This window comes from Acetomicrobium sp. (assembly GCF_059026225.1).
The window spans coordinates 1-22,152 of record NZ_JBWQOQ010000002.1 but is presented as its reverse complement, the minus strand read 5'-3'; the positions used below and the strand labels follow the sequence as shown (position 1 = coordinate 22,152).

The following is a 22,152-nucleotide window of genomic DNA, read 5'->3' as shown; positions in this document are numbered from 1 at the left end:
TCATCTACAAGCGAAGCTGCTCCCAGTATGGCAGCGTCGTTGCCGAGGAGAGCTAATTTTTAGGTTAAATATGTCCCTGAAGTGAGGCGCTAAATATTTGAGCGCCATGGGTTTTAGGATTGAAAGCAGCTCTTCAGCCCTGCTAAATCCGCCGCCTAAAATGATCATCTCAGGATCAAAAAGGTACACTATGGAGGCGATCGCCTTGGCCATCGTTTGAAGTGAAGGCATTATTATCTCTGCGATGGCAGGTTCGTCTCTGCGCGCCCATAAAATCTTCATATCCTCGGGCAAGCCGATTTGCCCCGCTTTTCTTTCCATTGCGTCGGTCCCGCTTATAGCTTCGAGGTGACCATAACATCCACATCCGCAAAGTTCGGTTTCGTCCAAGACCATATGGCCCGGTTCTCCTGCGAATCCATGAGCGCCTTTAAGCAATCTTCCGTCTACAACGATGCCGCCGCCTATTCCTGTGCCGAGAGTTAAGACGACGAAATCCTTAAGACCTTTGGCCAGTCCAACTAATTGTTCGCCCAAGGCGTAACAGTTTGCGTCGTTTTCGATCATTACCTTTCTTTTTAGTCTATCCTCGAGTAAGGCTTTGAGGGGGAGACCCTTCCAATCAGGAAAGTTGGGTGAAAGCACGAGATGCTCTCTTTGTAAATCTAGAAATCCCGGCATTCCGATTCCAATGGACAGAGTGAAACCCGGGGGCTCAAGCTCCCCTGCGATCTTTTGAAGTTGTCCAGCTACACCCTCGATAGTCCTTCCTTCAAAAGTTGGTTCTTCCCATCTCCGCAGAAATTTATACTCTTCTATGAGAGCTGCTTTAATATAATGTCCCCCTACGTCTATTCCTATCGAGAGCTTGCTCATATTATCTCCTTTTTACTTCATTGTTAAATACTGCTTAACGATTCTTAATAACTAAAAATAAAAAATGGCGGAGGACGAGGGATTCGAACCCCCGGTGCCTTTCGGCACAAGTGATTTCAAGTCACCCGCCTTCGACCACTCGGCCAGTCCTCCGTACGAATCATTATAACAACTACTTTAATTTTAGTGAAGGCAGGAAAGCGCCACTTCCAGATTTCCATGTTAGCATTTTTTGGTGGGGCAATTCTTTGGGTTAAAGATGGCCCTGGGATTTTCTAAGAATAACTCGTAAAATAATTTTAAAGGCGTTACAGATGAAGAGGTGAGATAAATCATGAAAGAAAAAAGATTCCTATACGTTGCCTTCTTTCTTTTGGTGGTCACATCAACTTGTCTTGTATTTGCAGGTTCCTCTTTTTCTGAAGTGCACGAAACTAAAATAGCCTTGATTACGTCTTCGTTTTGGTATGATAATGAAGGAAAAGTTTTAGAGTTGAAGGCCACCATAAAAAATGTTACTTCGAAAGAAATAGCGGGCCCCGGAATAGTTGTTAGCATCTACAGCATCGATAATAAGTTAGCTGCGCAGCGAACCTTTAGGGCAAAAAGAGTTTCGTTATTACCCGGAGAAGAAGCAGAGATCAAAGCAGCGATTTACATGGAGGGACCTTTTTGTGACATTCGCTTCACTGCTATAGAGGGCTTATGCGGCCCCTGAATGTGAGAAGGGGCACTGTAAGTGCTCATATCATCGAGGATTTAAAGAGGAGTGAAAGAAATGGTATGGGAAAGAATAGTAAAAGAATATGTATGTTCCCCTTCTAAGGTGGCCGTTCTTGGCGCGACGGTCGAAACGGGAAGGCCCGTTTCAATGGTGATACGCTATCTTAAGTCGCAAGGCTTTTCCCTCTATCCTGTAAATCCCAAATACAAGGGTCTTAAAATATTAGGATTAAGTTTTTATGCCTCGGTACGAGACATTCCTGAGAATCTAGATATATTATCTTTATTCATAGGTCCCAAAAATCAAGCATTTCTGTTAGATGAATTAAAGAGCCTTTCTTACAAGCCAATAGTATGGATGCAACCGGGGGCTGAAAACCATGAACTTGAAGAGGAATTAGAAAATTTAAATTATACCGTCGTCAGTGGGCAGTGCATAATGGCAGTGCATAAGGCGCGTTGCTCACGTCTTGACACTTAAGATGACAAGTGAGGTGGGATAAAATACTTTTTGGCAAATTCATGTGGAATTATTATTGATCGATATGTTATGATGAATTTGTTCAACTTTTATCATGCGTAAATCACACTTTCCATGAGGAGATGAAGCAGATGCCCTTGAGCGCCTCCTTTGTTTTAAGAGTGCCATACAGTGCTACGGATCAAATGGGTGTTGTCTATTATGCTAATTATCTGAACTGGTTTGAAATGGGGCGAACGGAATTTTGCAGAAAATATGGCATGCCCTACGTCAATTGGGAAGAAAAAGGTGTCTTTATGCCGGTTGTAGAGGTGAGATGTAGATATAAACACCCCGCTCGATACGATGACCTCATCAGAATAGATACCTACTTGAAAGAAGTAAAACCTTATAGTCTTTCCTTTGAATTTAAAGTTTATCGTGATTCCGATGGTATGTTTTTAGCGGAAGGATTTACTAAGCACGGCTTTTGCGACAAAAGAGGAAAGTTGTTAAAAAAACCGGAACCCTTCTATGACAAGTTGATATGTTTATTGCAACAATAAAATGGAAAATGGCGAGAGAGGTGAATATTAGTGGCGATTGAAAAGGCTGTTCTTCTTGGTAATGAAGCTATTGCCAGAAGTGTTGTGGAAGCGGGCTGTGAAGTAGCTTGTGCCTATCCGGGCACACCTTCGTCCGAGATCTTGCCGGCCATAGCCAAGTTCGCCGATTCGCTCGGCATTAAAATGGCTGTGGAATGGGCTACGAACGAAAAGGTGGCATTTGAGGTTGCAGCAGCAGCCTCTTTTACGGGTAAAAGATCCTGTGTTGCCATGAAACACGTTGGTCTTAATGTCGCAGCAGATCCTTTTACGAGTTTGGCTCACTTTGACATTGAGGGCGGTCTGTTGTTGATCGTCGCAGATGACCCCGGCCATCACAGCTCTCAAACGGAGCAAGATAGCAGGTTATTTGGTTTATTTGCAAAAATTCCCGTCTTTGATCCCTCTTCCGCCAGAGAAGCAATGGAGATGGTTAAAGATGCCTTATGAGCTATCCGAAAAGCATCGATATACCTCGTGATGCTGCGTCCGACAGTTCAGGGTGGACCATTGCAGGCAAGATGTTGAATATAGCGATCCAATTAAGCTTAGACAGGCCAGCAAAGTTCGCCAAAGATCCTAAGCGTTGGAATTGCCTTCCTGCTAACGTCAAAATAAACCACCCTAGACTAAACCAAAAGATGGACGCTATTAGGCAGGATTTTACTAAAAGTTTTTCGAAGTACAACTACGAAGTGCCAGCGCAAGAAGAGGCCAAACTTGGCATTGTAGCTGGAGGTATATCCTTTGCGGTGGTCATGGACTTGCTGTCCAAAATGGGAAGAAAGGACATCTCCGTCTTGAAAATAGGTACCCCACATCCATTGCCAATCGACCTTGTAACTGATTTTATCGCCCGACATAAAAACGTTTTAATATTAGAGGAAACCTATCCTGTAATAGAACTTCAGATTCCCGATCGTACGAATGTCAAGGGGCGATGGAATGGATATGTGCCGCGAGCTGGCGAACTGGTACCCGAGGTGGTTGAAGAGATAATTTATAAAGCCCTGGGAGAAGATTTCTCTCGCCCGGTGGATGAGGATTTAAAGAAGGCAATCGAAGAGTTGAAAATAACGCCCAAACCACCTATGCTCTGCCCAGGATGTCCACACAGGGCTAGCCTTTTTGCCATACGGAAAGCTTTCCCGGACGGGATATATCCTTCTGACATCGGATGTTACACTTTGGGCGTAAATCAAAAGGCCAGTCGATAGCTCAATTTGCATGGGCGCTTCCGTTACGCAGTCTTCCGGCTTTTATCTTGCACATAAGATCGATGGCAAACTACGTCCCATCATAGCTACTATAGGGGACTCAACATTTTTCCACATGGGTTTGCAGGGACTTGTCAACGCGGTTTATAACAAGCACGCCTTCGTCTTGGCCATTCTGGATAACAGGATTACCGCCATGACGGGCGGACAGCCTCACCCGGGTACAGGCGAAAAATTAAGAAAGGGCGAAACCGGCAGAGTTGTTCCCATAGAAGGAGCTGTTAGGGGATGCGGTGTAAAGTTTGTGCGCACCGTTGAGTCCTACGATATAGACAAGAACGTGGAAATTTTGAAAGAAGCCTGGGAATATGCCAAGGATCACGAAGAGCCTGCCGTGGTTATTTTTACTCACCCCTGCATGTTACTTAGACAAGAGCAGCCCAAAATTCCCGTGCGCGTCAATGACGATACATGTATAGGTTGCAAATTTTGTATCAATTTCTTCAACTGTCCCGGCTTGGCCTTCGATGAAAGCTCAAAGAAGGCATTTATAGACGAACGATATTGCGTTAAGTGTGGCGTGTGTACAAACGTATGCCCTCACGGGGCTATTGAGGTCATATCGGAGGAGGGAAGGTAATGCAATACATCATCGTTGGTCTTGGAGGGCAGGGAATACTTTTCACTAGCCGCATGTTTGGGAGAGGTTGCATTGAAAAGAGGGCGAGAATGTGATAGGAAGCGAGGTCCACGGAATGGCTCAGCGTGGCGGTTCTGTCATAAGTCACTTTAAAATTGGGCCCTACAAAAGCCCCCTTATAAGCGCCGGAGATGCTGATATCCTGCTGGCCTTTGATCAGAATGAAGGCATAAGGAATTTGCACTTTCTAAATGATGGCGGCCATAGCGTTATAAACGTGCATAAACGTGAAGTCTTTCAAAACGAAAACCTAAAAAGGTATTTGACTAAGGAGAAATATTTCTACATTTTTACTGAACGGATATGAGATATTAGATAAACATATGGGTGGTAATTATTTGTTCTTGAACGTATTGTTACTTGGTGCGATGTCCGCTTTGGGCATTGGCGGGATCTGCTTTGAGGAGATTGAAGAGGCTGTTTCAAGTTTGAGCCCTGCGAAGTTCAGAGAGGATAACCTAAGGGCGCTTGAGCTAGGCAGAAGTGTAGCTCAGTGGGTCATGAGAACCTGAATTTAAATAAGGTCCTCTCCGGGCCGGAGAGGACCTTATTTATGTTGTCAAGAAGGGGATTGACGCTTGTAGAACTTTTGATAGTAATTTCTCATCTTTATGGGAAGTGCAGGTTGTTTTGTTTCTTGCCGGACGGTCAGCTAAGAGATTTGCTAGCTGTTATCGAACTAACGAAAGCTCGCGCTTGGCTTCAGGGAACCTTCATCGAGGCAGTACAAACCGGTAGACCTTTTATGTTAAAATACACGACTCGCTCTGTCTCTGCCAGTAAATTACAAGTGCAGTGGCTTGATACCCTTGAAGAAGAAATCTTTGACTCGGGCCGCATGTGCTATTTTAGAGGTATGAGCGCTACGGAGAGCTCTTCGATTTATTCTCCGCAATGGTATACACTTACACCCGGACTGACCTTGAAAGTAACAACGGGGCCAAAAAGCAATTCCAGGCTGCTCGGTTATATAGTAATATCTCCTTATTGTCGGATAACGATTAGAAGGCGTCTTTAGGGAAAAATGAACATTTTCCCTTGATTTTATAAGCCAAATGGGGTTATAAAGACATGCATATGCTGAAGTCTGAGCAATCTGCTCGCAGGGGGAGTTCTATTAAGATGAAACCATGGTGGAGAGAACTGATCGAAACATTAATCTGGGCTTTGATTTTGGCGCTAATTTTAAGAACCTTTGTGGTTCAGGCTTTTTGGATACCAAGCGGTTCCATGATACCCACCCTTATGCCTGGTGATAGAGTGCTGGTGGCTAAGTTCTGGTATCATTTTACGGAACCGAAAAGGGGACAAATTGTCGTCTTTAAATACCCATTGGATCCCACGCGTGATTTCGTTAAGCGTTTGATTGCTCTGCCTGGTGATACTGTGGAGATAAAAAATGGAGTGGTTTATATAGATGATGTGCCCCTAGAAGAGCCTTACGTTAAAAACAGGGATTTTTTTAGCATGGAAAAAATTACAGTCCCAAATGGACAGTATTTCGTCATGGGCGATAATCGTCCTAATTCTCAGGACAGCCGTTTTTGGGGTTTTGTGCCAAAAAACTATTTGCTCGGGCCGGCTTTTTTCCGATACTGGCCTTTAAGCAGATTAGGAGTGCCCGAATAATGGCTAGGACAGTTTGGTATCCGGGCCATATGGAAAAAGGAAAAAGACAACTTAAGGAAATGGCCTCGCAAGTGGACGTTTTCATAGAGGTAAGGGATGCCCGAGCTCCGAAATCGACATCTTCGCCCTTTGCGCAAGAGCTTGCCAAATTGAAACCGGTTTGCGTGGTGTTAAGTAAACGGGATCTAGCGGAAGAAGATAAGACAAGGCTTTGGATTAAGGAGCTTGCTTCCTCAGGTCACTCCTGCCTTCGCACTGAACCTTAAAAGGGGAGTCTCAGGGGAATTGCGAAGAAAGTTGTTCGAGGTTTGCGAGGGCAAACCTCGATGGAGGGAACTAAGGGTTGCCATAGTTGGGATACCAAACGTAGGCAAGTCCATGTTGCTAAATGCTTTAATAGGCAAAAAGAGCCTCCAAAGTAGGAGGACTTCCTGGCATAACCAAAGGAGTCTCTTGGCATAAAGCTGGCAGATTGCTTGTTGTCGATTCTCCAGGCATTTTAGACCCCAAGACCGATAGGGAGACTCATGCGATGCTTGCGTGGCTCGGGTGTATTAGGGTAAGTGTCGTAGGAGATTATGAGAGTTTGTCCTTAGAATTTCTGAAGTTTATGCAAGCATCGAGTTTTATCTCCAGAATGCTGGAAAAATTCTCGCTAACTCCAGCCGACGAAATAGCAGTTGAAGAATATCTTAAAGCCATAGGTCGTAAAATCGGTGCTCTTCTTCCAGGTGGCGAAGTAGATATGTCGAGAGCAGGTAAATTTTTACTTGAAAGCTTTGCCACCGGAAAACTAGGCGCTTTTACCCTGGAGTTGCCTTGATATGATAGTAGTAGGCGTGGATGAAGCTGGAAGAGGTCCTTTAGCAGGTCCCGTGGTAGCAGCAGCTGTAGCGGTGTGCAAAGAGGATATTTACACCTTAAAGTCACTCGGCGTGGCTGATTCAAAGGCACTATCTCCTAAGATGCGGGAAGAAATATTTGCTCTTATTATGCAACGAGGTTTTATTTATAAAGTTCAAGCTGCAAGTCCATTGCGTATCGATAAAGACAATATCCTGCAGGCTACCTTATGGGCCATGAAGCGTGCCGTTTGTTCGCTTCCCGTGACGCCGGATTTGGTCATAGTCGATGGCAATTTCGATATACCTGATCTACCCTATCTTCAAAGGGCTATTCCAAAGGCGGACAGAAATATTTCGATTGTCGGTGCGGCATCCATAATTGCTAAGGTGATAAGAGACAGGGTGATGGTTGCTTACGATAAATTGTATCCCGGGTATGGTTTTGCATCCAATAAGGGCTATCCAACAAAAGAACATAAGAGGGCATTAACTTTAAGGGGCATCTCACCCATTCACAGAAAAACTTTTAAGTGGGGAAATGTGGAGAAATGACTTCATATAGTTTGCAAGGTTCCGAGTCAGTGAGATTTCAAGGCCAGGAACCACTGACATATACATCTTTCACTTCCATTCCAAACGGTTCTTTAGTTAAAGGTAGTATTGTGCTTGAGCGTCAAGGCGATAGTTATATCGTAGAAATACAAGGTCAAAAAATGTATGCTACCTCTTCGCTTAAGCTCGAGGTGGGAGAACAATTTACTGGCATATGGGATTCGACACGTATGCCTCCGCTTCTGAAATTAAAACCCGAAGAGATAGCCGCATACGGGAAACTAAACGAATTCGAGCAGTCAATTGTTAGTGCATTGTTAGATAGGCATCTGGCCCTAACGGAAGATCTGGTAAAGAAACTGTCCTACCTTTTGATGAAAATGGGAGGGGATATGGGTAATTTACCTGCCCTCATTGAGCTTTATGCACGCGGTCTTCCTCTTGAAGAACCCTACGTGAAGATTCTTTCTTGGTACTTTAGTTTAACTGTAAAACAGATAAACAAGTACTTTAGGGCTTTAAAGGATAAGTTAAAAAATCTTCAAGACGAAAAGAGCATCGAAAGTTTTTTTGAAGGAAACGCCGAAGAAAGTGCTTACGTTAAATCTTTGCTTTTGTTGGCTCGGCCGCTAAAAAATGTGTAATTTTCCCTTATAATTTTGCGCCACTCATCTTTAGCTTGGAAGATGGAAAAATTGTAAGTGTGTGGATTTCCTCTCAGGAGGAACCAAAGAAAATAGTTCGATTAATATTTCATTTTAAAGGTGCAAACATAGGATTGATTGAAGGTGAGTTGGTCTTTGATGCAGATGCTTACGGAGTGACGTTGCGTTCAAATTCAAAAGTTGTTGAAGAGCTTCTTTCAAAAAACCTGACTACGCTTAAAGAAACCCTCGAAAGCTTGTCGATCAGATTGATATACCTCAACTTGGGCTTGATTAAGGAGCCTAAAGGGGTAGCTTATTTGGGATTTGATGTGAAGGCATGATGGAAGATCAAAAGAGCGAAAAATTTATGAAAGCTGCAGCTCTGCGTTATGATCGAAAACTAGATAAGGCTCCCAAGGTTATTGCGTCGGGACGAGGATGGCTGGCCGAGAGGATAATAAAAGAGGCCAAAAAAGTGGGCATCCCAATAGTTGAGGATCCCGCTTTGGTCGCTGTGCTTTTGGGGGTTGGTCTGAGTGAGGAAATACCGGAGGAAGCTTATCTTGCCGTTGCGCAAATATTAGTCTTCCTTGATAGGATCGATGCGAGCAAGGGAAATGATCTTGAAAGATATGAACGAGAAGACCAAAAAGGATTTAGGTAATTGGGGCGAAGATCTGGCATCCTCTATATTATCGAGTAGGGGTTACAAGATCTTGATGAGAAACGTAACTTTCAAAAGAGGAGAGCTGGATATCGTAGCAATAGACGACGATGAACTCGTCATAATTGAAGTAAGAGTGCGTACGAATGGGAAGGTTCAATCTCCTATCGAAAGCGTCGGTCCAAGGAAAATTAAGGCCCTCATCCGTTCGGGTAGATTGCTTATCGAACAGCTGAAGTGGGAGGGCCCCTGGAGAATAGATATTTTGGGCATAACCTTAGAAGCCAGCAATGCCGATGGATACGATCTAGAGTACGTTAAAGATGTCACGTTAGGGATGATATAGATGAGTCGCATTTATGGGCTTACATTGAGGGGTATAGATGCTCTTCCAGTTGAGGTGGAAGTTTGTCTCACGGGAGGATTGTTTTCCATATCGATTGTTGGGTTGGCGGATACTGCCATTAAGGAGTCTCGCGAGAGAGTGCGTATTTCCCTAGGAACATTGGGCATAAAACTCAAGGGTCACATCTCGGTAAACTTAGCTCCGGCAGATTTACCCAAAGAAGGCGCCTTGCTTGATTTACCGATAGCTGTGGGCATTGCCAAGGAGGTTGGTTTCATACCGGAAGGCGTCAATGGAATTTTCACGGGAGAGTTGGCTTTAGACGGAAGGTTGCGCAAGGTAAGGGGAGGCGTGCCTGCGGCCTTTTTGGCCAGGCAGTTAGGGCTTCCCCTTTTCGTACCCCAGGGAAATGTTGCGGATGTTTCGATGGTGCAAGGGGTTGAAGCTTATGGTTGTTCAAACATCGGTGAACTATTTTGCCATTTAAGAGGCGAAAAAACATTACAAAAGCTGGATTTCACGCTACCTCAAGCTAAAGAGATAGCAGTAGAACCGGATTTTGCCGATATAAAGGGACAAGCTGCGGCCAAGAGGGGCCTAGAAATCGCGGCTGCAGGACATCATAACGTCTTTCTTGTAGGTGCTCCTGGATCAGGAAAGACCATGTTGGCGAAGGCTCTTCGCGGGATCCTCCCTCCGCTCTCAGATGATGAACTAATAGAAGCAATGAGGATAAGAAGTGCCCGTGGATTGCCACTTGAGACTGACCGCTTCAGGCCTTTTAGGTCAGTGCACCACACGTCAAGCGCCGTAGCTATTTGCGGAGGCGGAATCGATCTTAAACCGGGAGAACTTAGTCTTGCCCATAGAGGCGTTCTTTTCTTGGACGAGATAACGGAATTCAGGAGGGACGTTATCGAAGCCCTAAGACAACCACTTAGAGGATGGATGCATAACCGTAAGCAGGGCTTCGGGGAGTGCAACCTATCCGGCTTCCGTGTTGCTTATTGCTGCTTGCAATCCCTGTCCCTGCGGTTACTTGGGAGACACTGTAAAGGAGTGCACTTGTTCTCCAGGAGATATAGATAGGTACTTTAAAAAGCTTTCCGGACCTATCCTGGATCGCATAGATCTTCACCTGCAGATCCCGAGGTTGACGCCTGAAGAGCTTTTAGAATTGGACGGCGATGCTGAAAGCAGTTCAGCAATCAGATATCGGGTCATGCGTGCCAGATCCATACAGCTTGAAAGATGGCGTTACTTTGGCATAAAGTGTAACGCTGAGTTGACAGAGAGGATCATGAAAAAACACTTAGGGCTATCGAAAGATGGCAGAGCATTTCTCAAGTCCATTGGAGCGAGTCTTCGGTTGACAGGGCGGGGTTTAAGCAGGGTGTTAAAAGTAGCTCGAACCATAGCCGATTTGGCCGGAGATAAGGCCGTAAAAGGCTCTCATTTGGCCGAAGCGTTAGCTTACAGGGGGGGTTTTCCCTTTGAAAGATGATGATTTATCGGTTTTCCTTGCCCTTAATTCTCTTAAACAATTCGACGGCAATTTGATCGCTGCTTTGCGCTCAAGATCCATCGCTCCTTCTGACTTAATGAGCTCTCCTTCTTTGCTCAGGGAGTTTATAAATTCTGAAAGGGCCATGGAAAGATGGTATGAAGTTCTATCGAGTGGATGGCATCTAAGGGAGTTGGAAAGCTGCAAGAAAAAGGGGATAAAAATTCTGGTATTTAACGAGGAAGGATATCCTTCCTCGTTAAATCGATTATCTAATCCACCTTTACTGCTTTATTGGTGGGGAAGGCTTGAATGTATTAAAAAATTTGCTGTGGCGGTGGTTGGAACAAGGCGCTGCAGCAACTATGGGCGAAGGATAGCACATATGCTTGGCTTTAAAGTAGCGGAAGAAGGCTTTCCCGTAGTGAGTGGAGGTGCCTTTGGAATAGACGAAAAGGCTCACAGGGGAGCTTTAAAAGCTCAAGGCGCCACCGTAGCTGTATTTGGAACCGGAGTGGATCAGTGTTATCCGGCTAAAAACCTACCCTTATTTGATGAGATTAAAGAAAGCGGAGCTCTGATCTCAGAATATCCATTAGGCACAAAAGGAATGCCATGGAATTTTCCGGAGCGCAACAGGATTATAGCTGGTTTGGCAGACGTTGTGGTTATCGTTGAAGCACCTATTAAAAGTGGTGCAATGATAACTGGACGCATTGCAATGGAGTGTGGAATAGAGACATGGTCAGTTCCAGGAAGGATTGACGAGGGCGTGGCGAAAGGGATCTAATTTGATAATATTTGACGGTGCCTATCCATTGGTCGATGTGGATTCCTTTATTCATTTAATAAAGGGTTCACCCGAAGGATTTCTAATCGGAAGGAAAGAAGATAAGGCTGAGGAACTGCCACTTGAGGAAAAGCGGATATACGAGATGTTAAGGGAAAAGGGCGATAGGACCGTTGACAATATAGCTAGAGAGTGTAAAATATCGCCTGCTTTAGCTCTAGAATTGTTGGGAAAATTGGAGTCGCGCCGCCTTGTTACGACGACAGGACCCGGCAGATGGGGAATTAGGCTTTGATGGAAGGTGAAAAAAGTGTCAGATAAAACTCTCATAATAGTTGAATCTCCGACTAAAGCTAGGACCCTAAAAAGGATATTAGGTCGCAAGTATGAAATAAAGGCAAGCAACGGACACGTGAGAGACTTGCCTAAAAGTAGGATCGGCATAAATATAGAAAAAAACTTTGAACCGGAATACATATTAGTCAGGGGCAAAGGTCCAGTGGTCAGAGATCTAAAGCAAGCTGCAAAAAAGGCCAAAAATATTTTGCTTGCCTCGGACCCTGACAGAGAAGGAGAAGCCATTGCGTGGCATTTGACAAATATCTTATCGATACCTGAGGATGAACCTTGCCGGATTCGCATGTACGAAATAACGCCCAGAGCCGTAAAAGAAGCTTTGACCAAACCTGAGCTGATAGACATGAATAAGGTGAATGCTCAGCAGGCTCGAAGGCTAGTGGACAGGTTGATGGGATATAATTTGAGCCCCCTGTTATGGAAGAAGGTCAAATCGGGCCTTTCAGCCGGTAGGGTCCAGTCCGTCGCCTTGAGGCTCATTTGTGAGAGAGAGGCCGAGATAGATGCCTTCGTCCCAGAGGAATATTGGGTGATTTCTGCATTGACGAAGGGCGAGAATGGAGAGTTTCTATTAAGGCTCATCAAAAAAGATGGGAAAAACATCAGGATTACTAACGCCATAGACGCACAAACAATATACAATGAATTGCTTTCCTTTCCTTTTGTCGTTTCAAAGTTCGACGTAAAAGAAGGCAAAAGAAACCCTCTGCCGCCTTTTAAAACGAGCACCTTACAGCAAGAGGCTGCAAGGCGTCTAGGTTTTTCTCCCCAAAGGACTATGCGCATAGCTCAAAGCCTGTACGAAGGCGTTGATTTGCCTGGTCAGGGATCAGTAGGTCTCATCACCTATATGCGTACGGATAGCCTACGTTTAGCCCCTGAAAGCATCGCCATGGCTCGTAAGTTTATAGAAGAAAATTATGGGAAGAAATTTTTGCCAGAAAAACCGCATCAATACGTTTCAAAAGAACGTTCTCAAGACGCCCACGAAGCCATCAGGCCCACGGACGTTCGTTTGGTGCCGGATGAAATCAGTCAGCATTTAACTAAGGATCAAAAAGCTCTGTACGAATTGATATGGAAGCGCTTTTTGGCCTCTCAAATGGTTCCAGCGATCGTAGCTCGAACCAATGTAGAGGTCCAATCTGGTCCCTACACTTTAAAGCAAAGTGGCGTTACTTTGATATTTGAGGGCTGGAGTAAGCTTTGGCCCTTGGACTTAAAAGAAGAGATACTTCCGGAAGCCACAGTTGGCGAGAAGTTAACATTATTAAAGCTCGATAAAGAACAAAAGTTCACCAAACCGCCATCCAGATATACAGAGTCCGGTTTGGTAAAAGTCATGGAGGAAAAGGGCATAGGTCGTCCCTCCACGTATGCTACCATCGTACAAACACTATACGATAGGTACTACGTGGAAAGGGATGAAGCAAAAAAGCTTTTTCCAACGGAGCTTGGAGTCACCGTTAGCTCTTTTTTGGTTGAACATTTTCCTTCCCTCATCAACGTAGAATTTACCGCCAAGATGGAAGACGAATTGGACAAGGTAGAAAGCGGCGAAATGTCGTGGCTATCGATCGTTAAAGGGTTTTGGGAGCACTTTGAAAGTATTTTAAAAAGCGTCGAAAACACAGCAAAAGTTGAAGTACCGCTGGAAACGATCGATGAAGAGTGTCCCAAGTGTGGGGCTCAGCTGGTCATAAAGCACGGCCGTTACGGGAAATTTATTGCCTGCTCGGCTTTTCCGGAGTGCAAATATACCAGGAACTTTACGAATAGCCTCGATATCAATTGTCCGAAGTGCAAAGAGGGAGAAGTTGTGTTGCTTCGCTCCAAAAAGGGGAAGCCCTTTTATGGTTGTTCCAGATATCCTCAGTGCAATTTTGTCAGTTGGTATAAACCCACTGGCGAGGTTTGCCCCAAATGCGGAGGGCCATTTGTGGTGAAAAGAAAAGCTATTAAATGCGCTGATTGTGGGTTTAAAAAGGAGGACATTCTCGATGATGTGGGAGCCATCGGCGAAAAGTGACGATCCTATAATGATTATAGGAGGAGGGCTTGCCGGAAGCGAGGCTGCTTACCAGCTTGCAAAAAGGGGTGTCAGGGTAAAGCTTTATGAGATGCGTCCCAAGAAATATCCTCCTGCACATAGGACCTCAAAATTGGCAGAGCTAGTCTGCAGTAACTCGCTAGGCTCTGATATGCTCTCAAGCCCTGCTGGCATCTTAAAGGCGGAGATGCGTGCATTGGATAGCTTGATCATAAAGTGTGCGGACCTGCACAAAGTGCCGGCGGGTTGGGCTCTGGCGGTCGATAGGGAAGCCTTTAGTGAAGAGGTCACTTCCAGAATTAGCTCCATGCCTCTTATTGAAATCGTTATTGAAGAAGTAACGCGTATCGAGGGTGGCCCCGCGATCATTGCAACCGGTCCTTTGACTTCTGCAGCCTTGACTTCCAGCCTCAAGGAAATGGTCGGCGAAGGTTTCCTCTATTTTTACGATGCGGTAGCCCCCGTGGTGTTGCGCGAAACCATAAACATGGACATCGCTTTTTATGGCAGTCGTTACGGTCACGGAGAAGATTATATAAACTGTCCTTTGACCGAAGAAGAATATCAACGTTTTTACGAAGCCTTGATAAATGCCGAAGTAGCTGCACGTCACGATTTCGAGGAGGAACGCTTCTTTGAAGGTTGTTTGCCTATAGAGGTAATAGCAAAAAGAGGGCGTGATGCGCTTCGATTTGGACCTATGAGGCCTGTTGGCATAAAAGATCCCCGAACGGGAAAAGAGCCCTACGCCGTCGTACAGTTGCGACAAGATGATAAAGAAGGCAGACTTTACAATATGGTTGGCTTTCAGACGAATTTGAGATGGTCTGAGCAAGACCGGGTCTTTCGCCTGATCCCGGGCTTAGAAGAGGTTGAGTTTGCAAGGTACGGCGTGATGCACAGAAATATTTATGTAAATGCCCCCACAGTATTGGATGAATGGCTAAGGTTAAAGGGCTTTAAAGACGTTTTCATGGCAGGCCAGATAGTTGGAGTTGAAGGTTACGTTGAAAGTACCGCCATGGGGTTAGTCGCTGCCCTTAATATGTTTTGCTTGCTTAAAGGTCTTCCCCTTTTATCTTGGCCAAGAGATACTGCTATAGGTTCGCTGTTGTGGTATTTGAAGAATGCGAATCCCTCTTCTTTTCAACCGATGAACATAAATTTGGGCCTATTTCCGCCGTTGCCTCAAAAGATAAAGGACCGGAGAAATCGCTGTGAATTTATTGCTCAAAAGGCGTTAAGCTCGCTTGAGGTTTTTATGAAAGCCCACGAGAATGTTTTTTGTTCTTAACATGAGTAAGTTGATGGACGAACAGTAAATCGTGGATTCGCTGGAAGTAATTTCTTCCAAAAATTTGCCCCCTCCAAACTCCAGACGCAGTTGGCTAAAGTGGGATTTTACTAAAAAGACTCAATTAGTCAGAATATACCTAAGAATATGATATAATTTGCCCATGAGCGAGAATATATCGTCTTCGGTTGATGCCTTTTTGGAATATTTAAAATACGCAAGCGGAAGAACTGATAACACGGTTATAAATTATGCCGTTGATTTATCGCAGTTCGTCGATTACCTTTTGGCCGAAGGCGTGAAAGATCTCGAGGAAATCAGACAATCCCATGTTAGAGGTTTTTTAAGAGAGCTTTTAGCCTACGGGTACTCCAAAAGTACCGTTCTGCGAAAGTTATCGTCTTTGCGAAGTTGGATGAAATTTTTACAGCAAAGCGGAGTTGCAATGTCTGATCCCACCAAGGGCGTGCGTGGTCCGAAAGAGCCCAAGAGGCTACCCAGGGCTTTGGCTTACGAAGACATCAAATTACTACTTGAAGAGGGGCCCCGCGGAGAGTTTGAGATACGCGATAGAGCAATCCTTGAACTTTTATATGGTTGCGGTTTGAGAGTTGCCGAGTTGGTGGCCTTAGATTGGGAAGATGTGGACATAAAAGAAAGATGGTTGCGAGTGCAGGGAAAGGGAGAAAAGGAGCGTCTTGTTCCAATGGGAAGATTTGCCCAAAAGGCATTAATGGATTGGCAGGCGGTTTTAGGGAAAAACAGCGGTCCCTTGTTTCCCGGGGAAGGTTGCGAGCGCATAGCTGTTCGGACTGTGCACAGGATCGTTTCCCGAGCCGCAAAAAGAGTTGGGCTCGTAGGCGTAAGCCCTCACGTGCTTCGCCATAGTTTCGCCACACATATGCTTGAGGGAGGGGCTTCTTTAAGGGTTTTGCAAGAATTGCTAGGTCACCAAAGTTTGGTCACCACCCAAAGATACCTTAAGATAAGTTATGAGCAATTAAAGAAAGGTTATGTAAGCGCCCACCCAAGAGGAAGAGGTGAAAGTGATGTTTAAGGGCACTACGATCATTTGCGTTCGCAGGGGCAACGAAGTAGCAATAGCAGGTGATGGGCAAGTTACTCTGGAGCATCAGATCATCAAAAGTGGGGCTAAAAAAGTAAGACGCCTTGCCGGTGGGAACGTACTTGCAGGTTTTGCTGGAAGCACCGCCGATGCAATGACCTTGCTTGAGCGTTTCGAAAAGTATCTTCAAAGCCACAGCGGGAATTTGATGCGTGCCGCTGTAGCATTGGTGAAGGAATGGCGTACTGATCGAGCTTTGCGTAGGCTGGAAGCCATGATGCTTGTGGCCGATTTGCATCAAACACTTTTGCTTTCAGGTGCCGGAGATGTTTTGGAGCCAGATAGCGAAGTAGCTTCCATAGGGTCTGGCGCAGGCTATGCCTTGGCTGCCGCCAAAGCCTACCTTGAAACTTCCGATATGAGCGCTAGTGAGATAGCCAAAAAGTCCTTGCAAATTGCTTCAGAGATCTGCATATACACAAACGACGTCATCACGTTAGAGGTGATTAGGAGTGAATGAGGCTGTAATAAAAGAAGGCAACCTTACGCCATCTCAAGTTATGGCGTATTTGGATAGATATATAATAGGGCAAACAAAAGCAAAAAAAGCAGTAGCTGTGGCCCTGCGTAATCGCATCAGGCGAAAGAAACTCCCAAAAGAGTTAGCCAAGGAGATAATTCCTAAGAACATCTTGATGGTGGGGCCAACAGGCGTCGGTAAAACCGAGATTGCAAGGCGATTAGCTCAGCTTGTTGATGCACCCTTCGTGAAGGTTGAAGCCTCCAAATACACTGAAGTTGGATATGTTGGCAGGGACGTGGAGTCCATGATACGCGAAATGGTGGATATCTCCGTCCACATGGTCAAGTCTAGGAAGATAGAGGAAAACAGCGCCCTCGCAGCTGCTTTAGCCGAAGAGAGGGTTTTGGATGCCTTACTTCCCTCCAGATCAAAGACAAGACACCCGCAGGATTTTATGAGGCTTTTGCTTGGCGATACCATAGATGAAGAGGAAGTAGAAGAAGTAGACGAGACCAAGAAAACGACGAGAGAAAAGTTCAGAAGGTTGCTGAGAGAGGGAAAACTAGACGATAGAGAGATAGAAATAGAGGTAGTCGAAAGCCCTCTGTCAAACGTCCCCTTTGTGGGCGCTGGAATGGAGGAGATGGGCTTAAATTTGGGCGAAATGCTAGGTGGCATTTTGCCCAAGAAAATTAAACGCAAAAGGGCCACCGTTGCAAATGCCTTAAAGATCTTTCAACTGGAAGAGGCGGAAAAGTTAACAGATATGGATGCGGTGATCCAGGAAGCTTTGGAAAAAGTTCAAGAAGAAGGTATTGTGTTCATCGACGAGCTAGATAAGATTGCCTCTGTTGATGGGCACAAGTATGGTCCTGATGTAAGTCGTGAAGGCGTACAGCGCGATTTACTCCCTTTGGTTGAAGGAACAACGGTGCAGACCAAATACGGTCCCGTCAAGACCGATCATATCTTGTTCATAGGCGCTGGCGCATTTCATGCGGCTAAACCGTCTGACCTCATACCTGAACTCCAAGGTCGGTTTCCCATAAGGGTTGAACTTGACTCCCTGGGAGAAGAAGAGCTGTTGCGCATATTGGTGGAACCCGAAAACAGTCTCATTAAGCAATACAAAGCGCTGCTTGGAACCGAAGGGATAGAACTTATATTCACCGATGAAGCTCTCAAAGAAGTTGCCTCTTTAGCTGCTAAAATGAACAGGGAGATGGAAAACATCGGGGCAAGAAGACTTCACACTATGATGGAACAACTTTTAGAGGAGATAAGCTTTAGAGCACCCTGAGTTGACGGAAAAGGAAGTGTATATCGACGAAACCTTCGTTCGTGAACGCCTAGTTCCGTTAGTTGAAAACACTGACTTGAGAAGATATCTATTATAAATTTAAGAAGGTGAAAATTAATGACAATGGAAACTCCTCGTGAATTGATCGAATCAAGGCCCAAAATCGTAAATCCAACCGCGATGGAAGACTTGCTAAATAAGACGCGCATCATAAATCGTACGCTTCAATCTTCAGCCATGACGCCTCACCCGGATTACCAGAAAATTGCTAGGTTGCTATGCGATTTGTCTACGGCGAATGTTTACATAATAAATGAAGAGGGCAAGATTTTGGGGTATGCTTGGATAAGTGACTACCAATGTGACTACATGGAACAGCTCCTTAAGGATGGCTACATGCCGAAAACCTACACCCAGAGGCTAAATCGCCTTCACGAATCTGTGTTAAACCATAGTGACCATGGTAACTGTGCTTATTCTGATGAACCCTGCCGATATTTTAATAAGCATGTGGTTTATGTGCCAATTTATAGCGGTGGCGAGAGATTGGGCACGCTGATATTGGCACGCTTCGGAACGCCCTTTGATACGCGCGACCTCGTCTTGTCTGAGTATCTTGCAACGGTAGTGAGTATCGTGATTCTATATGATAGGGCATACCATATTGAGGAAAGAGCAAAAGAAAGGTTTATGGTGCAAATAGCCGTTCGTGCCCTGTCTTATTCCGAGATGGAATCTATTAAAGTAATACTTAAAGAGTTAGGAGGATCTGAAGGAGTTGTCGTAGCAAGCAGGGTTGCAGACAGAATTGGCGTGACCAGGAGCGTCATTGTAAACGCGCTGCGCAAGCTCGAAAGCGCTGGTTTGATAGAAAGTAGAAGTTTGGGCATGAAGGGAACCTATATCAAAATATTGTCCCCTGTATTTTTAGATGAGATAAATAAATAGGAAAACCGCGGAATGCATAAGCTGTCGAAACGGTTTAGTGCAGTTGCTCAAAACATTGCTAACGTAAATACATCCGGATACGCACGTAGCGAAGCTGCATTCTAAGGACGAATTATTTTTTTTGAGAAAGGGACTATTCCTATCGCCATGTTTTGCCCTATAATAAAAAACAAAGCTCTAAAGTTGATTTTAAATAAAAAAGAGGGCGTAATTTTAGTATGGTATTCTAGGGCACGAGGAAGCGACGAGCCTTACTATTTGTTTTTGTGTCGCAAACTCGGACAGCAAGCTTTGGAGGAGAGCATAGTGTGGACTTGGGTTTCGATGGGATGCGAAAGGAGCGGAGGTGGTTAAGGCTACGTCGAAGTAAAAGTCAGCTCGAGATAAACACCTTACGAGAACCTGGTCAAGAATTAAATAAGTAAAAACTATAATATAATTATAATACAAAATGGAGGTAAAAAGTATCAGATGAGCAATGGGCAAGATGTAACCACCTCAGTAAAGGTCAACGAAGTGGTTAAATGTGTAGTGGAGAAGATAACTCCTTACGGAGCCTTCGTCAGGCTTGAGAATGGTCAAAGAGGAATGATCCATATATCTGAAATATCTCAGGGATATGTTAAGAAGGTAGAAGATGTATTAAGCTTGGGCCAAGAGTTGAAGGCAAGAGTAATTAAGATTGACGAAAAGGGTCGAATCGATCTTTCGTTAAAATCGCTTCACGGCTCGACGGGCGGTGAGATTGAAGCTAAATTATCTCATCAGCACGACGAAGAAGATTTTGAAAAAAAGCTCATGAAGTTTATGAAAATGAGTGACGAAAAGATTTCGGATCTATACCAAAAGCTTGGTGATAGTAAAAAAGGCGGCAGGCGTAAAGCTGGTGGCAAAAGGTCGTAAAGACAAGAGCCATTCATACAGCATAAGGGGGGCTAGAGGGCTCCCCTTATGCTTTCAAGAGCTCAGCCCCAAGGATAAAGCGACGCTTTCGTATCAAATGAGAGGCAGGATCTTTGATCCTACTATCGCGATAGGAATTGCAAAGTACTGCAAGTGGGGAAAACCTCAAGTTTTGCTATGCGCCCCCCTTTGCCGAATGAAACCCTTTCCCACAACTTTTTGGTTATCCTGTCCGTTTTTGGCAATGCGTTGCAGTAAGCTAGAAGCCTCGGGCGGAGTAAGAGAGCTAGAAGAGTTTTTAAAAAAGCGTAAAAGCAAATGGGAATGGAATGCCTTTAACGTAAAACACGCCATTTTTCGCCTTTCTTTATTGTCCTTGGGGGAAAAAAAGTTTTTGTTTAGAGCGCGGAAGAACATGCTGGACAAGCTGCGCCTTTCCGGCATTGGAGGCATAGCTTACCGCGATGGGATTTCCATAAAATGCTTGCACCTCCAGGTAGCCTCATGGATTGCGTTAAGGGAGCACCCTGCCGATGATTGGCTTAAGGCTCGTTTTGCTGACATTGAGTGTGAAGATCCTGGTAGTTTTTGTCAATAAACTTTTTCTAGCAGACTTTGGACTTTATTGTTGAAATTGGTACTAACAAAATAGACAGACGTTTAGGTGGCTTGCACAGGAGATGAAGCAGGTGTCTCGTTTTGGAGCTATAGACATAGGTTCTAATTCCTTGAGGTTTTTGGCAGTTGCAAGCGAAGACGATTTCTTGCACTATTTAGATTCTGGCATTTGGACGGTTCGTTTGGCCCAAGGGATGAGCTTGAGCCAATATGAGGTAAAAGGGGAAGCTTTAAATAGAACCTTGAAGGCACTTGAAAGGGTGCGAGAAAGGATTGAGGTCCTTTGTGTGCCGCCTGAAAACAGGATTTTGTTTACCACAGAATCGTTGAGATCATCCCTAAACGTGTCCGAAGTAACATATGCTATCGAGAAAAAAGCGGGCATGAAACTTCGGATATTACGAGGGCGAATGAAGAAGCTTTTTATAGCTACAAAGGCGCTTTGCTCGGTATAAACGCCAATGATGTCGCAGTCTTTGACCTTGGCGGTGGAAGCTTGGAACTTTGTGGCAAGAGGTGGAGTTGCTCTCTTCCGCTAGGTGCACTAAGGGTAAAAGCCCTTTTTGATGAAGATGTGACGGCCATTAAAGATCATGTTGGCTCTCAACTGCGATCCGCCCTTAAAGACATTCCAGATATTGAAGACGTCAAAGAGATCATTGGAGTGGGAGGAACATCTTCGACGACGGCCATGATTTTAAAGAAAGTATCCATAGACCAATACCATCCATCGACGGGTTCACGGCATGAAGATCAAAAAAACTGAAATAAAAGACTTAGTGGAAGCGTTAAGGCAAATGGATGCTAGAAGCCAGAAAGCGCCTAATAGGCCTTGAGCCAGGGAGATCCGATATTATTGTAAGCGGCCTTTGTGTGATATTAGCGCTTCTTGAGTTTTTGGGATTCAACTATTACTTTCACAGCGAATGCGATGCATTGTGTGGCATATTGGCAGAAGTGGTTGAGCGAAGGAGTGCAAAGTATATAAAAATAAAGGGCATAAATTGGGGAGTGTGAGCAAACATTGTGGAAGGGCAGATTTAGCGAGGATACAGCCGATGTGGTACTTAAATTCACCCAGTCTCTCGACATGGACTGGCATCTTGCCGAAGCAGATATAAAGGGAAGTAAAGCTCACGTAAAGACACTAGCTTCAGCAGGGTTGATCACCCAAGAAGAAGAAAAAGCCCTTTTAACCGGCTTGGATCAGGTGCTAGATGAAATAAAAAGCGGTAAGCTGGAGCCACTCATTGAACTTGAAGACGTTCATATGAACATAGAGGCTCGCCTTACGGAAATCTTGGGTGACATAGGCAGAAAACTTCACACGGCAAGGAGTCGCAACGATCAAATCGCAACCACTTTGCGCTTGTTTTTAAGGGAACAACTTCTTGAAATTGCGAGCAAGGTCGAAACGTTTCTTGAGTCCATCTTGGATCGTGCTGAAAATCATGTGAACTTTGTCGTGCCGGGTTACACACATTTGCGCCGTGCTCAGCCCATAAGCATGGGTCATTACTGGATGTCACATTTTT

35 protein-coding genes, 1 tRNA gene and 1 pseudogene are annotated in these 22,152 nt (G+C 44.9%); 35 read left to right on the top strand and 2 right to left on the bottom strand.

All coding sequences use genetic code 11. The features are described from left to right. Both AC5SXE_RS01115 and AC5SXE_RS01110 read right to left on the bottom strand, forming a co-directional pair. Positions 1 to 876: an ROK family protein gene (locus tag AC5SXE_RS01115; RefSeq protein WP_493916346.1), complete on the bottom strand. Its 876-nt coding sequence runs from the start codon at positions 874 to 876 to the stop codon at positions 1 to 3. 65 nt (positions 877 to 941) lie between these two features. Continuing rightward, positions 942 to 1,029 (bottom strand) — tRNA-Ser (locus tag AC5SXE_RS01110). Positions 1,030 to 1,210: 181 nt separating this feature from the next. Here AC5SXE_RS01110 and AC5SXE_RS01105 point away from each other — a divergent pair. From AC5SXE_RS01105 to AC5SXE_RS00935, 35 genes and pseudogenes are all read left to right on the top strand, one after another. Then, positions 1,211 to 1,594, top strand: a complete 384-nt coding sequence (locus tag AC5SXE_RS01105) for a hypothetical protein (RefSeq protein ID WP_493916345.1) — start codon at positions 1,211 to 1,213, stop codon at positions 1,592 to 1,594. A 60-nt stretch (positions 1,595 to 1,654) separates the two neighbouring features. Next, positions 1,655 to 2,080 carry a CoA-binding protein gene (locus tag AC5SXE_RS01100; protein ID WP_493916631.1) on the top strand — a complete coding sequence of 142 codons (426 nt, stop codon included), beginning with the start codon at positions 1,655 to 1,657 and terminating at the stop codon, positions 2,078 to 2,080. Positions 2,081 to 2,211: 131 nt separating this feature from the next. Continuing rightward, positions 2,212 to 2,625 carry an acyl-CoA thioesterase gene (locus AC5SXE_RS01095; RefSeq protein WP_493916344.1) on the top strand — a complete coding sequence of 138 codons (414 nt, stop codon included), beginning with the start codon at positions 2,212 to 2,214 and terminating at the stop codon, positions 2,623 to 2,625. 30 nt (positions 2,626 to 2,655) lie between these two features. Further along, on the top strand, positions 2,656 to 3,114 hold the full coding sequence (locus AC5SXE_RS01090; RefSeq protein ID WP_493916343.1) for a hypothetical protein: 459 nt from the start codon (positions 2,656 to 2,658) through the stop codon (positions 3,112 to 3,114). Continuing rightward, on the top strand, positions 3,111 to 3,881 hold the full coding sequence (locus AC5SXE_RS01085) for a hypothetical protein (protein WP_493916342.1): 771 nt from the start codon (positions 3,111 to 3,113) through the stop codon (positions 3,879 to 3,881). The genes AC5SXE_RS01090 and AC5SXE_RS01085 overlap by 4 nt, the downstream gene beginning before the upstream one ends. Before the next feature lie 10 nt (positions 3,882 to 3,891). Next, positions 3,892 to 4,521 carry a thiamine pyrophosphate-dependent enzyme gene (locus AC5SXE_RS01080; protein WP_493916341.1) on the top strand — a complete coding sequence of 210 codons (630 nt, stop codon included), beginning with the start codon at positions 3,892 to 3,894 and terminating at the stop codon, positions 4,519 to 4,521. A gap of 91 nt (positions 4,522 to 4,612) precedes the next feature. Further along, positions 4,613 to 4,888 (top strand): 2-oxoacid:acceptor oxidoreductase family protein, encoded by a 276-nt coding sequence (locus AC5SXE_RS01075; RefSeq protein ID WP_493916340.1) that lies wholly within the window; start codon positions 4,613 to 4,615, stop codon positions 4,886 to 4,888. A gap of 31 nt (positions 4,889 to 4,919) precedes the next feature. Beyond that, a complete protein-coding gene (locus AC5SXE_RS01070; RefSeq protein WP_493916339.1) occupies positions 4,920 to 5,093 on the top strand; it encodes a hypothetical protein in 174 nt (57 codons plus the stop codon). Positions 5,094 to 5,134: 41 nt separating this feature from the next. Then, positions 5,135 to 5,599: a prepilin gene (locus AC5SXE_RS01065; RefSeq protein WP_493916338.1), complete on the top strand. Its 465-nt coding sequence runs from the start codon at positions 5,135 to 5,137 to the stop codon at positions 5,597 to 5,599. A gap of 104 nt (positions 5,600 to 5,703) precedes the next feature. Beyond that, positions 5,704 to 6,210: a signal peptidase I gene (lepB, locus tag AC5SXE_RS01060; RefSeq protein ID WP_493916337.1), complete on the top strand. Its 507-nt coding sequence runs from the start codon at positions 5,704 to 5,706 to the stop codon at positions 6,208 to 6,210. Beyond that, complete coding sequence (locus AC5SXE_RS01055; RefSeq protein ID WP_493916336.1) at positions 6,210 to 6,476, top strand: hypothetical protein; 267 nt, start codon at positions 6,210 to 6,212, stop codon at positions 6,474 to 6,476. The genes lepB and AC5SXE_RS01055 overlap by 1 nt, the downstream gene beginning before the upstream one ends. A gap of 19 nt (positions 6,477 to 6,495) precedes the next feature. Then, positions 6,496 to 6,672: a GTPase gene (locus tag AC5SXE_RS01050; RefSeq protein ID WP_493916335.1), complete on the top strand. Its 177-nt coding sequence runs from the start codon at positions 6,496 to 6,498 to the stop codon at positions 6,670 to 6,672. Between the two features lie 70 nt (positions 6,673 to 6,742). Next, entirely contained in the window at positions 6,743 to 7,033 is a 291-nt protein-coding gene (locus AC5SXE_RS01045) for a hypothetical protein (RefSeq protein ID WP_493916334.1), read from the top strand. A 1-nt stretch (position 7,034) separates the two neighbouring features. After that, the gene (gene rnhB / locus AC5SXE_RS01040; RefSeq protein ID WP_493916333.1) at positions 7,035 to 7,607 is read left to right on the top strand and encodes a ribonuclease HII; all 573 of its coding nucleotides are present in this window, start codon (positions 7,035 to 7,037) and stop codon (positions 7,605 to 7,607) included. Continuing rightward, positions 7,604 to 8,251 carry a hypothetical protein gene (locus AC5SXE_RS01035; protein WP_493916332.1) on the top strand — a complete coding sequence of 216 codons (648 nt, stop codon included), beginning with the start codon at positions 7,604 to 7,606 and terminating at the stop codon, positions 8,249 to 8,251. The genes rnhB and AC5SXE_RS01035 overlap by 4 nt, the downstream gene beginning before the upstream one ends. 134 nt (positions 8,252 to 8,385) lie before the next feature. Next, positions 8,386 to 8,595 carry a hypothetical protein gene (locus AC5SXE_RS01030; protein ID WP_493916331.1) on the top strand — a complete coding sequence of 70 codons (210 nt, stop codon included), beginning with the start codon at positions 8,386 to 8,388 and terminating at the stop codon, positions 8,593 to 8,595. Beyond that, positions 8,592 to 8,918, top strand: coding sequence for an EscU/YscU/HrcU family type III secretion system export apparatus switch protein (locus tag AC5SXE_RS01025; RefSeq protein WP_493916330.1), 327 nt, complete (start codon positions 8,592 to 8,594; stop codon positions 8,916 to 8,918). Before AC5SXE_RS01030 ends, AC5SXE_RS01025 begins: the two co-directional genes overlap by 4 nt. After that, positions 8,872 to 9,264, top strand: a complete 393-nt coding sequence (locus tag AC5SXE_RS01020; protein ID WP_493916329.1) for a YraN family protein — start codon at positions 8,872 to 8,874, stop codon at positions 9,262 to 9,264. The genes AC5SXE_RS01025 and AC5SXE_RS01020 overlap by 47 nt, the downstream gene beginning before the upstream one ends. Beyond that, the gene (locus AC5SXE_RS01015; RefSeq protein WP_493916328.1) at positions 9,265 to 10,353 is read left to right on the top strand and encodes a YifB family Mg chelatase-like AAA ATPase; all 1,089 of its coding nucleotides are present in this window, start codon (positions 9,265 to 9,267) and stop codon (positions 10,351 to 10,353) included. It abuts the gene before it with no gap. Continuing rightward, positions 10,262 to 10,768, top strand: coding sequence for a magnesium chelatase subunit ChlI family protein (locus tag AC5SXE_RS01010; protein WP_493916327.1), 507 nt, complete (start codon positions 10,262 to 10,264; stop codon positions 10,766 to 10,768). The genes AC5SXE_RS01015 and AC5SXE_RS01010 overlap by 92 nt, the downstream gene beginning before the upstream one ends. After that, entirely contained in the window at positions 10,758 to 11,558 is an 801-nt protein-coding gene (gene dprA, locus AC5SXE_RS01005) for a DNA-processing protein DprA (RefSeq protein ID WP_493916326.1), read from the top strand. The genes AC5SXE_RS01010 and dprA overlap by 11 nt, the downstream gene beginning before the upstream one ends. Position 11,559: 1 nt before the next feature. Beyond that, entirely contained in the window at positions 11,560 to 11,853 is a 294-nt protein-coding gene (locus AC5SXE_RS01000) for a hypothetical protein (RefSeq protein ID WP_493916325.1), read from the top strand. 15 nt (positions 11,854 to 11,868) lie between these two features. Beyond that, positions 11,869 to 13,944, top strand: coding sequence for a type I DNA topoisomerase (gene topA / locus AC5SXE_RS00995; RefSeq protein WP_493916324.1), 2,076 nt, complete (start codon positions 11,869 to 11,871; stop codon positions 13,942 to 13,944). After that, the gene (trmFO, locus tag AC5SXE_RS00990; protein WP_493916323.1) at positions 13,916 to 15,259 is read left to right on the top strand and encodes a methylenetetrahydrofolate--tRNA-(uracil(54)-C(5))-methyltransferase (FADH(2)-oxidizing) TrmFO; all 1,344 of its coding nucleotides are present in this window, start codon (positions 13,916 to 13,918) and stop codon (positions 15,257 to 15,259) included. The genes topA and trmFO overlap by 29 nt, the downstream gene beginning before the upstream one ends. Before the next feature lie 163 nt (positions 15,260 to 15,422). After that, a complete protein-coding gene (locus AC5SXE_RS00985) occupies positions 15,423 to 16,316 on the top strand; it encodes a tyrosine recombinase XerC (protein WP_493916322.1) in 894 nt (297 codons plus the stop codon). Next, positions 16,309 to 16,845: an ATP-dependent protease subunit HslV gene (hslV, locus tag AC5SXE_RS00980; protein WP_493916321.1), complete on the top strand. Its 537-nt coding sequence runs from the start codon at positions 16,309 to 16,311 to the stop codon at positions 16,843 to 16,845. The genes AC5SXE_RS00985 and hslV overlap by 8 nt, the downstream gene beginning before the upstream one ends. A gap of 40 nt (positions 16,846 to 16,885) precedes the next feature. Continuing rightward, positions 16,886 to 18,245: pseudogene (gene hslU / locus AC5SXE_RS00975) on the top strand (ATP-dependent protease ATPase subunit HslU). Between the two features lie 26 nt (positions 18,246 to 18,271). Next, positions 18,272 to 19,096, top strand: coding sequence for a GTP-sensing pleiotropic transcriptional regulator CodY (gene codY, locus AC5SXE_RS00970; protein WP_303884301.1), 825 nt, complete (start codon positions 18,272 to 18,274; stop codon positions 19,094 to 19,096). A gap of 12 nt (positions 19,097 to 19,108) precedes the next feature. After that, a complete protein-coding gene (locus tag AC5SXE_RS00965) occupies positions 19,109 to 19,201 on the top strand; it encodes a flagellar basal body protein (RefSeq protein ID WP_303884288.1) in 93 nt (30 codons plus the stop codon). Positions 19,202 to 19,567: 366 nt separating this feature from the next. Beyond that, the gene (locus AC5SXE_RS00960; protein WP_493916320.1) at positions 19,568 to 19,999 is read left to right on the top strand and encodes a S1 RNA-binding domain-containing protein; all 432 of its coding nucleotides are present in this window, start codon (positions 19,568 to 19,570) and stop codon (positions 19,997 to 19,999) included. Beyond that, positions 19,983 to 20,597: a DUF501 domain-containing protein gene (locus AC5SXE_RS00955; protein WP_493916319.1), complete on the top strand. Its 615-nt coding sequence runs from the start codon at positions 19,983 to 19,985 to the stop codon at positions 20,595 to 20,597. The genes AC5SXE_RS00960 and AC5SXE_RS00955 overlap by 17 nt, the downstream gene beginning before the upstream one ends. Positions 20,598 to 20,688: 91 nt before the next feature. Beyond that, the gene (locus tag AC5SXE_RS00950) at positions 20,689 to 21,072 is read left to right on the top strand and encodes a Ppx/GppA phosphatase family protein (RefSeq protein WP_493916318.1); all 384 of its coding nucleotides are present in this window, start codon (positions 20,689 to 20,691) and stop codon (positions 21,070 to 21,072) included. After that, a complete protein-coding gene (locus AC5SXE_RS00945) occupies positions 21,060 to 21,383 on the top strand; it encodes a hypothetical protein (protein ID WP_493916317.1) in 324 nt (107 codons plus the stop codon). The genes AC5SXE_RS00950 and AC5SXE_RS00945 overlap by 13 nt, the downstream gene beginning before the upstream one ends. Positions 21,384 to 21,418: 35 nt before the next feature. After that, on the top strand, positions 21,419 to 21,634 hold the full coding sequence (locus AC5SXE_RS00940; protein ID WP_493916316.1) for a hypothetical protein: 216 nt from the start codon (positions 21,419 to 21,421) through the stop codon (positions 21,632 to 21,634). 7 nt (positions 21,635 to 21,641) lie between these two features. Continuing rightward, positions 21,642 to 22,152, top strand: a 511-nt coding sequence (locus AC5SXE_RS00935) for a lyase family protein (RefSeq protein ID WP_493916315.1), incomplete at its 3' end; no start/stop codon positions are given.